Below are 12,636 nucleotides of genomic sequence, written 5' to 3'. Positions count from 1 at the left end.
GCAGGATTTTGAGGGGAGCCAACGAGGCTCCTGGGCCGACGGGTTGAGACGTCGAACACCTCCCCAACCACACAGGAGCCTCGTGTATTGCGGGTTCCGCCGCCATTGTGCCGAGGCTCAGTAGTCGTCACCGGCACAGCCGGATGACGTGGTGATGGGGACTGGTCGAAGCAATCCGGCTGGCATCGGTGAGGCGCACGGCTCGTCACACGCCCTGACGCAGCGGCACTTCTGCCACCGCCTGCGGAGGGTGTCTGACAGGCTCGACAGTTCATTGGATCAGGTCGGTATGCGGATGCTCGGGAGACGTCGGGCAGACTTGACATCCTCGCCCACCTAAAGGAGGGCGATTCCCGTCTGCCGCACTGTTGTCGGGCGCGGCTTCGGGTGGGTTCCTGTTTCTTCGCGCTGCGCCGGGATGAGTCCCGGTCTTACCCGCGCTCCGCAGGCTGACACCGCCAGTCCGGCGGCCTTGGCGACGTTGACCGCCGCATTGATGTCCCGGTCGAGGACGGCCCCGCAGGCTCCGCACTCCCAGGCACGGACGTGCAGTGGCTTGGGACCTGCCTTGACGCCGCACTGCGAGCACGCCTGAGTCGTCGGCTCGAACCGGCCGATCTTCAAGAGGGTGCGCCCGTACCGAGCGGCCTTGTATTCCAGCATGGTCACGAACTGCGACCAGCCGGCGTCGTGCACTGACTTGGCCAGGCGCGTGCGGGCGAGTCCTTTGACCGCCAGGTCTTCCACCGCGATGGCTTGGTTTTCGCGGATCAGCTTGGTGGAGAGCTGGTGGTGGCACTCGCGCCGTGCGTCGGCCACCCGTGCGTGAGCGCGGGCGACCTTGAGCCGGGCCTTTCCTCGGTTGTTGGATCCTTTTGTCTTCCGGCTCAGGGACTGCTGTGCCTTCTTGAGCTTCTTCTCGGCCCGCCGCAGGAAGCGGGGGCTGTCGATCTTCGTGCCGTCCGAGAGGATCGCGAAGTGCGACAGACCCAGGTCGATACCGACCTCGGGCATGGTCTCAGGCAGGACTTCGCACGGGTCGGTCTCGACCACGAAGGACGCGAAGTACCTTCCGGCCGCGTCCTTGATCACGGTCACCGTGGACGGGACGGCCGGCAGGGAACGGGACCACTTCACCGCGATGTCGCCGCCCTTCGGCAGGCACAGCTTCCCGCCTGGCGTGATCTTCCACCCGGCGTTCGCGGTGAAGCGGATCGACTGCCGATTGTCCTTGCGGGACTTGAACCGGGGCGCCCCCATCTTGGGCCGCTTGCCCCCAGGCCGTCGAAGAAGTTCCGGTAGGCGATGTCCAGGTCGCGAAGGGACTGCTGGAGGATCACCGACGAGACCTCGCCGAGCCACCGTGTCCGGACTGTGCGTCAGACTTCTCGGTACCGGAGCGGATCGCGGCCTTCCAGACGTAGCAGTTTGTGGGCGAGTTCGACGCGGTGGGTTCGTGGCGGGTCTGGCCAGGGGCGGGGCTGAGGCGCTGGCGGCTACGCACCAGACGTGGCTGCGGGATACGGCGGGCTGGCGGGGCGAGCGGCGGGGGCAGCGCCAGTGCATGGCCAAGGACTACGTCACGGCTGGCACCTATTCATCAGCAATGGGTGCGGTTCGCATTGGGGGACGCCCGCGATCGAGCAGCGAGTGCGTAGATGCGCCGACGGGGTGCGAGCGTTCGTGTTGCGGACGGCGGCCACGTTGCGGCAATCACGAAGCAACTGTCAGTCCGACGTTGCCGAACCCTCTTCACGTGCGAGCGCCACGTCCGGGCCACACCCGGCCCAGGTCCGCCCGGGTCAGAAGTGCAACGGCGGAGCGGCCTGTGCGAATCTCCACCGCAGCGGACGCACTTCGGGACAGCAGTTGCTCGTCGGCGACGACCAACGCGTCTCGCAGCTGGGCCGCATGGTCCAGGCAGATCAAGGCGTGCTGTTGGTCCAGCGTCCGGATCTGGTAGGCGTTCCGCCCACGCGGCTCATCGAGCAGGCGGACGTCGAACCGGGAGATCGCAAGCACCAGTCGTTGCCGATTGAGTACCTCGACGCGGTCAGCGATGCCCTTGCGGATCCAGAAACTCGCGATGCCGGCGGCTTGGGCCAGACCGTCCACCCCTGTCACGTCCAGAAGGTTCGAGGGGCCTTGATGCCGCGTGACATCGCGCCGGAACTGGTACATCGGCTCATCCGAATCTATGCGTCCTCCTTGTGTGGCCTCGAGTCTGCCACGCGGTCCGAAGCCACCCGCTCACGGAAGGAGTCACCTCCGAGCGGGGAGCGGTTGCTCATCCGTCGGGCAGCATCCCCAACCCCTCCCTTCAAAGCAACTGTCCCCATCAGCAAGGGCGGACTGAGTCGTTACAGGACATCATCCCGTCGGTGCGCGGGCCGTCGGCTGCGCGACCGCCCCAACTTGGCTGCCCCTGCCCCTGCCCCTGCCCCTGCCCCTGCCCCTGCCCCTGCCCCTGGACAGCCTCATCGACCGTCTGCCGGTCCGCGAACGCCACGCATCGTCCAAGGCCGGTGGAACAAATCGAGACAACAACGAGTACGCAACAGGTGGGTGGCGAGCCGATGGCGCGCCGCCGATCGCTCTCTACCATTCGGGGACTGGGGGCTCGTGCGCGCTTCCGGACAGGGGGACTGGCATGGGGTCGATCACTGCACGGTCGGCGTTGCGGCGCTTGGTCACAGCCCTCGCGGTCGGCGTGGCCCTGACCACAGCCTCGGGGTGCACGGTGCCCGTCGATGCCGTGGCCGGCATCTCTGTGACCGGCGACGGCCGTCTGCTCGGCGTCATGATGGTCTGCGGACATCACATCGATGGCGCGACCCTCTACGTGGACAATGCCGACGTCGACAAGACGGTGACAGTAGGTTCGTGGACCGCCGACCGCGCCCTCGGGACCGGTCTCGCCACATGGACCCTCGATGCTCCTGCCGTCGGGTGGACCGCGACCAGATCTCTCGCTCCGCTCACCACGAGGACCACGTACACCCTCTACGGCTGGACCAAGGACAACTCGTGGTCATCGCGCAGCGTTTCCTTCACCCCGGCCGAACGGGACCGGCTCACCCCGGGAAAGGTCCGCTACCAGCGGATCTCGGACGACGGTGACGAATCCGCAGTGACCGTCTCCATAGCGGAGTTCAAGGCCAAAGCCTGCTAGGACGTGTGACGCCTCTATTGCCCTGGCCTCGGGCACCAGATCGTCGCGGTCGGCGCGCCCCGCGGCGAGCCGCTCGGGCGCCGCTCCTGATGCGGGCTGGACGTGCGAAGGCCTGGCCGACGATGCAGCACATCAGCACTGCGCTTGTATGATCACTGTGCGGGAGGTGCTTGAAGCCTCCGCGCGCCGGATCATGCGGACGGCTCCGTCCGGGCGGGAGACATTGCACCGGAGACGACCGTCCAGGTCGATCGGTCCGCCCGTATGCGGCGTCACGATTCCTGGAGTTCTCGATGCGCAGACCCGTCCTGCTGGCCACCGCCGCCGCGTTGCTGTGTGCCGGATGCTCCACTGCCGACTCGGACGGCGCCGCCGACGCCCGCGCCTCCGCGGCTCCGACTTCTTCGGTCACGTACCGAAACGCCGTACGCAAGGCCGCCGAAACCGTCGGCAAGGGCAGCGCCGGTGTCGATGAGCGGATCGAGATCACCGGCGACGGCAGCACATACACGCTCACCGTCGCCGGTGACTTCGACTTCGCGGCAGACCGGGGCAGCATCGCCGTTGACTTCCCCGGCGGCGGTATCGACCACAGCGAAGAGGTCTTCGCGGACGGCAAGATCTACGTGAGCGGCACCGCGGGGACCGACGACGGCGCCTGGGGAGTCGTCGCCCGCGACAAGGCGGAAGTCCATTACGCACTGCGGGCTCCCCTCAACGATCCAGAACATGTCCTGCGACAGGTGTCCGCGATACGCAAGGTGTCGAAGGTGGGCTCAGAAACCGTCGATGGGGTACGTGCCGTGCGCTATCGCGGCGTGTTGAGCCACGCCGCCCTCACCCTGCGGATGGCTGACGACGTGCGGGACAAGATGGACCAGGTCCGCACCTCTGTCGGCAGTGACATCCCGGTCTTCGTCGACGCATGGGTCGACGGCAAGGGACGGCTCGTGCGCACGCGAATGGCCTTGAACATGTCGGGCTCCGGCGTGACCGCGACCATGGATCTCTCGGACTTCGGTGAGCCGGTGAAGCCGAAGGTCCCGAAGGCCGCTGACACCTACCCGGCCACCAGCGTCAGCGGAGTGCTGCTGGGCTGAGCCGTCCCGCACGCGAGTCCGCGACCCGAGGGACCGACGGGCCGGCCGCCGACGCAGCGGCGGACCTGACGTCCGTCCAGCGGGGCCAGAATCTCTCGCGCTCCGGCACGTCTGAGTCCTTGTCCAAGCCAGGATCCCAGGCACCCGACGAGGCCGGCGGCAAAGCGCAGTCGTCCAGCGCCCGGATGGCCCCGTCGGCTCTCCGCTGCCGGCGCACGGCCCCTGGGCCGTCGAGCGGGCTCTCAACTCCGTCGCCTGCAGCCAGGTCGGAAGTGGATCTCAGTGGGTTGGGCGCTGCGGGGTACTGGCCACCCCTGTCTTCCGACCGCTCAGCGCGGCATCCAGGGTCTCCTGGGCCGTACGCATCGCGTCGGCGTACTTCGGCTCGGTCATTCGCTGCCAGGCGAGGTCCGGTGCGATGTGCTCGACCCGGCTCATCACCCACCAGATGTTGCCGAACGGGTCCCGCACCCTGCCGCCGCGATCCCCCCACGCACTGTCTGCGGCCTCGGTGATCACCTGAGCCCCGTGCTCAACAGCGGCGGCCATGGCAGCGTCCGCGTTCGGGACATAGACCCGCAGCAGGGAGGGCATCACCGGCCAGTCGGGCCGTCGGTCGAAGGCCAGCACGACTGTGTCGCCGACGCGGATCTCGCCGTGACCGATGGTGCCGTCCTCGACCGGCACCCGTGCGATCTCTTCGCCGTCGAACGCGACGGTGATGAAGTCGAGCAGTGCGCCGGTGTCGTCGGTGACCACCCACGGCGCAACGCTGGTGTAGCCCTCGGGTGCAGTCCGATTCATCGGTGTGGTCCTCTCTTGTCGTTCCTTGTCGTTCTTCGTGACGTGGCGACGCTAGGGAGCAACTAGGACAGATCTGTTCCTAGATGATTTGGGTGTCAGCACGACCCTCGTCAGCGCCCTGGTCATGGCCGTACTCCCGCTAGAACCTCGCGCTGAGGACGAAAAGGGTCATTCTCGTTCGCTCTGACAGATTCTCATCGGGTGGGCTCTGAGCGCTGTTGATCGTTCGTGAGGTTTGATTCCACGCGGGAGGTCAGGGCCGCTCGGCGATGCGGTGCGCCAACCAGGCAAGAGCGGGCGGCATCCGGTACTCGACGGCGTGGTGGCCACCCTCGAACAGCTCGAAATGCACGATGTCGTCGGCCACTCCGACGTCCGTGAGCGCATCGCGGAAGGCCATTGCGCCCAGGTCGAGGAACCACTCGTCACGGGTTCCGGCGTCGATCCAGATGCCGCGCTGGGAGCGGAGGGCGTCGGCGTGCGTGGTGGCCATCCGTACCGGATCCCAGGCCAGCCAGCGCTGCCATTCGTTCTCGCGCAGCGCTCCGGTGCGGGGGTCGAAGGGAAGGACGGGGGTGCCGTCGTGGCCTGGGGAAAAGCAGGCGGAGACGCCGAGGATCTCCAGGAGGTTCAGGTCCTCCTCCTTGGTGAAGGCAGTCCGCGAGCGGAAGTCGTCCCACCAGCGGAAGATGTCGCCGCCGTAGGGCCGCAGTTGGCGGGCCGCGGTGAGGAAGTGCGGGTGGTACTGGGCCTCGGACAGCGAGTCGCCGGAGTGGGTGGCGAAGGCGCCGAACAGGTCCGGGCGGAGCATGGAAGTGATCGCCGCGCCGAGTCCGCCGCTGGACTTGCCCGCGATGGCTCGGTGGTCGCGCGCGGTGAGCGTGCGGTAGCGGGCGTCGACGTACGGCACGACCTCCTCGCACAGGTAGGAGTGGTAGCGGCCGGTACCGGGTGAGTCGATGAACTGGCTGCCGCCGTAGGTGGTCCAGGCGTCCACGAACACCAGCAGCATCCCGGGCGCCTCCCCGCGGGCGAAGATCTCGTCGGCGAGCTCGGGGACCGGCTTCCGAAAGGCCGTGCGGTTGCGCCAGACCGGGAGCGTCCCCGCGTAGCCGAGCAGCAGATACGTGACGGGGTAGCGGCGTTCGGGCGCATCGTCGTAGCCGGGTGGGGTGTAGACCCACAGCGGTCGTTGCGTCGGGTCGTCGAGGGGGTTGCCGCGGAGCAACGCGCTGTCGATGACGTGTTCGTCTATGCGGCCGGCGAGCGTGAAGGTCGACATGCCTCGGGACAGTACTACGATTTCAAAATATCTGATTCCATAATTTCCGGAGGGTAAGGTGACGCCGTGGCATCACAGCACTCGGCGGCGGAATCGTCGCAGGCACAGGACTCGATCGACCTGCACATCGCTCGCTGGGGACGCGAAGTCTCCGGCTTGGTACCGGAGTTGGAGGGCACCGTCACCCGCATGCAGATGCTCGTGCGGCACCTGCAGCAAAGGAAGGAGGCCGCTCTGGCGCGGCACGGCCTGAAGCTGTGGGAGTACGAGATCCTGTGGCGCCTGCGCTCAGCGGGAGAGCCCTACCGCATGACACCTACACGTCTCGCCCAGGGACTCGGCGTCCACCCCGCCACCCTCACAAACCGCCTCGACCGACTGCAGTCGGCGGGGCTGATCACTCGCGAGCACGCACCTGAGGATCGCCGCAGCCTTCTCGTCGGCCTGACTCCCCAGGGGGCCGCGACATGGGCGGCGGTGATCGACGACCAACGGGAGGCCGAAGGCGCACTGCTCGCACCCCTGGACAAGAAGGAGTTGAACCACCTGGCCGCCCTCCTGCGGGTCGTGACCCTCGCCGTCGAGGAGGACGGCCCGCCCCTCATGCCGTACATCGACTGAACCTCCAGCACCACCACGCAGACGGCCCCTTCGACGATCTCCTCCACCCGGAGGGAAACAGCGGGACACCACGACGCACCTCAGCCAGTTGACGCATGTCCCTGGCGGTCGGTTCTCGAAGGCCGCGCAGGAGCCGTCCCGAAGAGCTCGCTCCGATGCGCAGCCTGCGTCATGTTCGCGGCGCGGCCCGACAGTCGGGGCACATGCCCCAGAAGGTCACCGCGGCCTCCTGGGTGTCGTAGCCCTCCGGCAACTGCGGCTCCATGCACGGCGCCGCACCCACTGAGCACTTCACATCACGGATGGCACCGCAACCGCGGCACACGAAGTGATGGTGATTGTCGTGGCGCTCGGTCTCGTAGCGGGCCGGGTGACCGGGGAACTGTGTGCACCGGACCAGCCCGGAGTCCGTGAGGGCGCGCAGCACGTTGTAGGTGGCCTGCAGGGACAGGCGGCCAGTGATGCGCTGCGCGCGCTCGCGCAGGGTTTCGGCGTCGAGGTGACCGCGTGACTCTGAGACAACCATCAGCATGGCCATGCGCGGGGCTGTCACTCGCATGCCTGCCGTGCGCAGCTGTTCGGCAGCCAGCGCCATGGGTTCGTCGTCGAGTGTCATGCCGCCATGCTCCTGCCGGCGTTCAGGTCGCGCAGATCGGTCTCGCCCGTCCTCGCAATACCGTGACCGTCGCCCGTGGCACGGCCAGAATTGTCCGCCGCTGCGGCGAGCTCGAACCACACGCTCTTGCCCACGAGTTCGTGCTCCCATCCCCACCGCGCTGCCAGCATGTCCACGAGTGCGAGGCCGCGGCCGTTCTCGTCATCGAGGTCGGCGACGGTCGGCCGCGGCGGCACGGGCGAGCCGTCGTTGACCAGGCAGCGCACATCGGAGGCCCACACCAAGGTGAGGCTGAGAGGTCCGGCGGCATGACGCAGGGCGTTGCACACCAGCTCGCTCGTCAGCAGCTCGGCGGTGGCGATCAGTCGGGCAAGACCCCATTGAGGCAGCACTTCGCGTACCACCGCCCTGGCCTGGGCGCAGGAGGTCGGCGACCACGGCAAGGACCAGGGCCCGCCCACGATCGCTTCCTCACGGGCGGCAACCAGGGGTGTACTGCCTGTCATAGTTCGAGCAGGTGAAGCGCAGTGCTGCGGGGCAGGGGCGACCTCGTTGGCGATCGTTGTGATGGAGCGGGGATCCGTGCGGTCCATGGAGGCGTGCCTTCTGGGGACGGGTGGCGATCTCTTTTTCCACCATATGTCTCTTTTGGAGTCGGTCAAGTGTCTTGAGAAAGCCAATTTTCGCTACGGATTCAAGTATCTTGCGATAGATCTATATGGAAAGGCTGCCTATCGCTTGAGGTTGCCTGGGTTTGGTGGGTCGCACGAGGCCTAGCACGCAGCAAAACAAAGAATCAGACGAAATTAGTTGCTAGATCCTAGAGAACGGGCGGGTCACGGAAGACCTTCTGCACCGCTGACGGCGTGAGCGCCGGTCGCCGTGTCGGGAAGCCGTCCTACAACTGCCCCAGAGAGTGCGTACAACCATTCGACCGCCGCGTTCGTCGTAGAGCGCAGTCGATCAGATCAAGATCCTGTCAGGCCAGGGCCAGGCAGGGTGGTCAGATCGCTCACAGCACGCTCTCGACAACGGAGATCCATGCACGCCAGACGTACCGCCCTCGCTGCTGCCGTGGCCCTCACGGCAGCGGTCGGCACACCGCTCCTGACCGCCCCCGGAGCGTCCGCGGCCCCCGCCAAACTGTCCGACGACTTCAACGGCGACGGCTACCGCGACTTCGTCATGCTGGGCGGCTCGCACGGCAAGGACGGCCGGGTCACCGTCGTCTACGGCACGTCGTCCGGTCCCGGCACCCGCGTCCAGGTCATCCACCAGGACTCGGCGGGCATCCCGGGCGCGGTGGAGGCCGAGGACGGGTGGGGAACCGCCGCCACCACGGCCGACCTCGACCGCGACGGCTACGCCGACCTGGTGGTCTCCTCGCCCGGCGAGGATGTCGGCGACGTGCAGATGCGCGGCGGGCTGACCGTCGTCTGGGGCAGTGCGCAGGGCCTCGGCTCGGGCACGGTCTTCAACTCGCCGGTCCCGCAGGAATACGAGGGCTCGGGTGACGCGTTCGGCGAGGACGTGGTGGCCGGCGACTTCGACGGCGACGGGGACCAGGACCTGGCCGTCACCAGCAACAGCCGGGCGGGCGTGGTCCTGTTGAAGGGCCCCTTCACGCGCACCGGCGGCAAGAGCGGCTGGGACTCCCTCGGCAACTCCTACGGCCTCCTGTGGGCCCCCAACCTGGTCGCCGGCCGCGTCACCGCCGACGCCGCCACCGACCTGTACATCCTCGGTTCCGACCTCCAGCGCAACAGTGACGTGGACCTGCGGGCCTACTTCCACCGCGGGGGCAGCACCTTCACCCAGCAGGCGGGCGCGATACGGGTGCCCGACGACGGTGGCCACCAGGGCGGCGACATCCTCTCCGTCGCCGACTTCGACAAGGACGGCTACGGCGACCTCGCCATCGGCCGCGGCTACGAGACGGGCGACAGCGAACGCGGTTACGTCACCGTCCAGTACGGCGGCCCCAGCGGTCCCGACACTGCCCGCAAGCCGGTCAAGTTCACCCAGAACACCACCGGCGTGCCCGGCTCCTCCGAGAACGAGGACTACTTCGGCTCCGCCATCGCCGCCGGTGACATCAACGGCGACGGGTACGCGGACCTCGCCGTCGGCGCCCGCGGCGAGGACCTCGGCACCACGCGCGACGCCGGCGCGGTCACCGTCCTGTTCGGCCGCGCGGGCGGCCTGTCCGGCACCGGCGCCAAGTCCTACACGCAGGACACCTCCGGCATCACCGGCACCGCCGAGACCCAGGACCAGTTCGGCTCCCATCTCAAGCTCACCGACTACACCCGCGACGGCCGCGCGGACCTCGTGATCGACACCAACGAACAGCTGGGCTACGAGGACCGCTGGGGCCTCGTCCACCTGCTCAAGGGCGCCGGATCGGGCATCACGACGACCGGCTCGAAGTCCTACTCGGTGACGTCACTGAAGCTGTCGTACACGCGACTGGGCGGGCCCTTCGCACGCTGACCCACCGACGCTGAGAAGCGATCCACACCCAGCCCCCGCCTGCCGGGCACCGAGCCCCGCAGGCGGGGGCTTTGCGTCCAGTGCTCTGACCGGAAGGATCCGCCGTGGTACGCGCGCCGGAGCGCCGGTACTTCCCGTAGCAGGCCAAGGAGCCAACCTGCCTGATCAGTCCCGTGCTTGGGGTTGACCTTCACACCGATGAGAGGCTTTAGCCTTCTTCGCAGAAGCCCGAACCATGAAGGAGACACATGCCCGGAGCAGTGATCATTGGAGCGGGGCCGGGGATGGGCCGGTCGGTCGCTCGTCGCTTCGCGCGCGAAGGCCTGCCGGTCACTCTCGTGGCACGGTCCGAGGACACTCTGGAGGCTGCCGTCGACTCAGTGTCCTCCCTCGGGGTGCCGACCGCTTCCGCGGCCGCCGATGCCACCGACGCGCCTGCCCTGCGCGCGGCACTGGACACCGCCATCAAAGAATTCGGCCTTCCAGACGTCGTGGTGTACAACGCGGCAGCTGTTCGGCCGGACTCGATCGGCGAGCTGTCAGTGGACGCACACCTGGACATGTGGGCGGTCAACGTGGTCGGAGCGATCACCGCCGCAGCACACGTCTTGCCGAAGATGGCCGAGCGGGGCGGGGGTTCATTCCTCATCACCGGAGGAATGCCCGAGCCGAAACCGCAGTACGTGAGTCTCTCGCTGGGCAAGGCTGGTGTCCGGACCTTGGTGAACATGTTGGACGAGCAGTACGGTGCGGCCGGCGTACATGTCGCAAGCATCACCATCGACGGGCCTGTCGTCCCTGACACGGACTTCGATCCGGATGTCATCGCCGAGCACTACTGGCGGTTGCACACACAGCCACAGCACCAATGGGAGCGGGAGGTCCTCCACAGGGGGCGTCCTGCCGTCACCGAGGCCGGCCCGGACTCCGACAAGGAATAGCGGTCTTGTGGCAGCCGAGATGCCGACACTTCATGACCCGGCTGTTCGGCCCGCGCCAGTACGCGGGCGGGTGCACGATGCAATGACAGGCGTCGTTGTCACCAGGACACGAATGGCACGCGACCTCATCCGGCGGCTCGCGACAGGTGCGCGCGCACCTGGTCCGCCGCGTCCAGGTACGCCTCACGGATGACGTAGCGAGTGATGCCCCAGCGGAGTTCGTGGGCGGTCAGCGCGGCTCCGATCTCCTCAACCGTCCCGATCCACGCGTACGGAGAGGCGATCACCTCGGCAGCGCTGCAGTGGAGTCGCTGGGCGATTTCGTGTGCCGCCTTCTCAGCGTCGTCGGTGACTTCCACCATTTGGACGAATGCTTCGCGGGCCGGGGCGGTGGCCCGGCCGAAAGCCCCCTGTTCAATGAGGTCTATCTGGCGGTCGATATCCGCCCCGTTCCACCGCACTTCGTGCAGGTACCCGTCGGGCAGGGTACGTCCGAGACCGCTCAGCCCCACAATGTCTGCTTGCGCCCCGGCCAAGCGCAGCAGGCTGGTGTTGGCTCCTCCGAAGGTGATCGGAATCCGCTCTTGAACGGGGCGAGGGTTGGTGAGCCGGGCCTGGTGGGCGCGCACTTCGGGGCCGTCGATGGTGACTGTCTCGCCCGCCAGGAGGGCACGGCAGGCCTCGGCCACGGCTTGGAAGCGCCGGACGCGTCCCGCGACGTCCGGCCGTTCCGCCCCCACCATGTCCCACTCGGCCGGGGTGTGACCAGCGCCCAGTCCCAGGCGCGCGCGTCCGTTCGAGATCACGTCCAGCGTCGCGACGTCCGACGCGAGCAGGAGCGGCTCTCGGACGCCTGCCTGGGAGACGTACGTGCCGACGCCGATGCGCTCGGTGACTGCCGCGGCTGCAGCCAGTGCGACGAAGGGAGAGGCGGTGGTGCCTGGGTGATCGGCCGCGAGCAGCGCATCGTATCCGTCTGCTTCCACGCGCTGGGCCAGAGCTGTCCAGGTAGTGGCATCCAGGGGTTGAGCCTGTACGGAGACGATCGGTGGTTGCATGTCAGGAGACTATGGCCACGAGTCCAGCAGGCGAAGGTGTGTGCGCGGACGGCGAAACACCTCGACCCTGTAGGGAGGAAAGACAAGCCGGTGTGCGGCGTCGGCCCTGGATCACGGGTGCCGTGTCTCCTCGGCCGTGTCGTGCCGGGAGAGCTGCAAAGCCCCGCCGAGCAGCTCGTCGAGCGCTTGTTGAGCAGTGCGGAGTTGCGTGATTGCGTCAACGACCCGCGCTTGTTCTCGTCGCAGGTGGTTGGTCACGCCTGGACACGTTGAGGGGATCAAGTGCGTGCCGTCGTCGTGGACGCAGGCCAGGATGTGAGCAATGACCGCGGTCGGCAGGCCGGCCTGGATCAGGGTTCGGATGCGCCGCACTGCGGCCATGTCGGCTTCGGCATACTCGCGGTAGCCGTTCGGCTGCCGAGTCGGCCTGAGCAGGCCCTGTTCTTCGTAGTACCGCAACAACCGCTGGCTTACCCCAGTTGCGCGCGCCAAGGCACCGATCCGCACGTCAGTCCTCCGTCCGTGGTTGACCTTCGCACCGACGAAAAA

12 protein-coding genes and 1 pseudogene are annotated in these 12,636 nt (G+C 67.5%); 5 read left to right on the top strand and 8 right to left on the bottom strand.

What is annotated here, in order from left to right:
- Positions 1–336: 336 nt before the first annotated feature.
- Both ABEB03_RS22275 and ABEB03_RS22270 read right to left on the bottom strand, forming a co-directional pair.
- A pseudogene (locus ABEB03_RS22275) lies at positions 337–1,379 on the bottom strand (RNA-guided endonuclease InsQ/TnpB family protein); the annotation flags it as partial.
- Positions 1,380–1,752: 373 nt separating this feature from the next.
- The gene (locus ABEB03_RS22270) at positions 1,753–2,181 is read right to left on the bottom strand and encodes a hypothetical protein (RefSeq protein WP_345652018.1); all 429 of its coding nucleotides are present in this window, start codon (positions 2,179–2,181) and stop codon (positions 1,753–1,755) included.
- Positions 2,182–2,755: 574 nt separating this feature from the next.
- Between ABEB03_RS22270 and ABEB03_RS22265 the strand changes: the two genes are divergently transcribed.
- Entirely contained in the window at positions 2,756–3,172 is a 417-nt protein-coding gene (locus ABEB03_RS22265; RefSeq protein WP_345652015.1) for a hypothetical protein, read from the top strand.
- A gap of 293 nt (positions 3,173–3,465) precedes the next feature.
- The gene (locus tag ABEB03_RS22260) at positions 3,466–4,272 is read left to right on the top strand and encodes an LppX_LprAFG lipoprotein (protein WP_345652011.1); all 807 of its coding nucleotides are present in this window, start codon (positions 3,466–3,468) and stop codon (positions 4,270–4,272) included.
- A gap of 279 nt (positions 4,273–4,551) precedes the next feature.
- On the opposite strand, the gene ABEB03_RS22255 is transcribed toward ABEB03_RS22260, so the two are convergent.
- Together ABEB03_RS22255 and ABEB03_RS22250 are read right to left on the bottom strand one after the other, a co-directional pair.
- Positions 4,552–5,076, bottom strand: a complete 525-nt coding sequence (locus ABEB03_RS22255; protein ID WP_345652008.1) for a VOC family protein — start codon at positions 5,074–5,076, stop codon at positions 4,552–4,554.
- 253 nt (positions 5,077–5,329) lie between these two features.
- Complete coding sequence (locus ABEB03_RS22250; protein WP_345652005.1) at positions 5,330–6,358, bottom strand: alpha/beta hydrolase; 1,029 nt, start codon at positions 6,356–6,358, stop codon at positions 5,330–5,332.
- 66 nt (positions 6,359–6,424) lie between these two features.
- Here ABEB03_RS22250 and ABEB03_RS22245 point away from each other — a divergent pair, with 66 nt between their 5' ends.
- On the top strand, positions 6,425–6,979 hold the full coding sequence (locus ABEB03_RS22245) for a MarR family winged helix-turn-helix transcriptional regulator (protein ID WP_345652002.1): 555 nt from the start codon (positions 6,425–6,427) through the stop codon (positions 6,977–6,979).
- Positions 6,980–7,148: 169 nt separating this feature from the next.
- On the opposite strand, the gene ABEB03_RS22240 is transcribed toward ABEB03_RS22245, so the two are convergent.
- The gene (locus tag ABEB03_RS22240; RefSeq protein ID WP_345651999.1) at positions 7,149–7,595 is read right to left on the bottom strand and encodes a Fur family transcriptional regulator; all 447 of its coding nucleotides are present in this window, start codon (positions 7,593–7,595) and stop codon (positions 7,149–7,151) included.
- Positions 7,592–8,101, bottom strand: coding sequence for an ATP-binding protein (locus ABEB03_RS22235; protein WP_345651995.1), 510 nt, complete (start codon positions 8,099–8,101; stop codon positions 7,592–7,594). The genes ABEB03_RS22240 and ABEB03_RS22235 overlap by 4 nt, the downstream gene beginning before the upstream one ends.
- Before the next feature lie 535 nt (positions 8,102–8,636).
- Between ABEB03_RS22235 and ABEB03_RS22230 the strand changes: the two genes are divergently transcribed.
- The gene (locus ABEB03_RS22230) at positions 8,637–10,088 is read left to right on the top strand and encodes an FG-GAP and VCBS repeat-containing protein (RefSeq protein WP_345651992.1); all 1,452 of its coding nucleotides are present in this window, start codon (positions 8,637–8,639) and stop codon (positions 10,086–10,088) included.
- 248 nt (positions 10,089–10,336) lie between these two features.
- Positions 10,337–11,029: an SDR family NAD(P)-dependent oxidoreductase gene (locus ABEB03_RS22225; protein ID WP_345651989.1), complete on the top strand. Its 693-nt coding sequence runs from the start codon at positions 10,337–10,339 to the stop codon at positions 11,027–11,029.
- 125 nt (positions 11,030–11,154) lie between these two features.
- On the opposite strand, the gene ABEB03_RS22220 is transcribed toward ABEB03_RS22225, so the two are convergent.
- Together ABEB03_RS22220 and ABEB03_RS22215 are read right to left on the bottom strand one after the other, a co-directional pair.
- Positions 11,155–12,087, bottom strand: coding sequence for an LLM class flavin-dependent oxidoreductase (locus ABEB03_RS22220; protein ID WP_345651986.1), 933 nt, complete (start codon positions 12,085–12,087; stop codon positions 11,155–11,157).
- Between the two features lie 111 nt (positions 12,088–12,198).
- Positions 12,199–12,594, bottom strand: a complete 396-nt coding sequence (locus tag ABEB03_RS22215) for a MerR family transcriptional regulator (protein WP_345651983.1) — start codon at positions 12,592–12,594, stop codon at positions 12,199–12,201.
- Between the last annotated feature and the right edge of the window lie 42 nt (positions 12,595–12,636).

It is taken from the genome of Streptomyces siamensis, assembly GCF_039543605.1.
Classification (GTDB): Bacteria; Actinomycetota; Actinomycetes; order Streptomycetales; family Streptomycetaceae; genus Streptomyces; species Streptomyces siamensis.
This window is presented reverse-complemented; position numbering and strand designations above follow the sequence as displayed.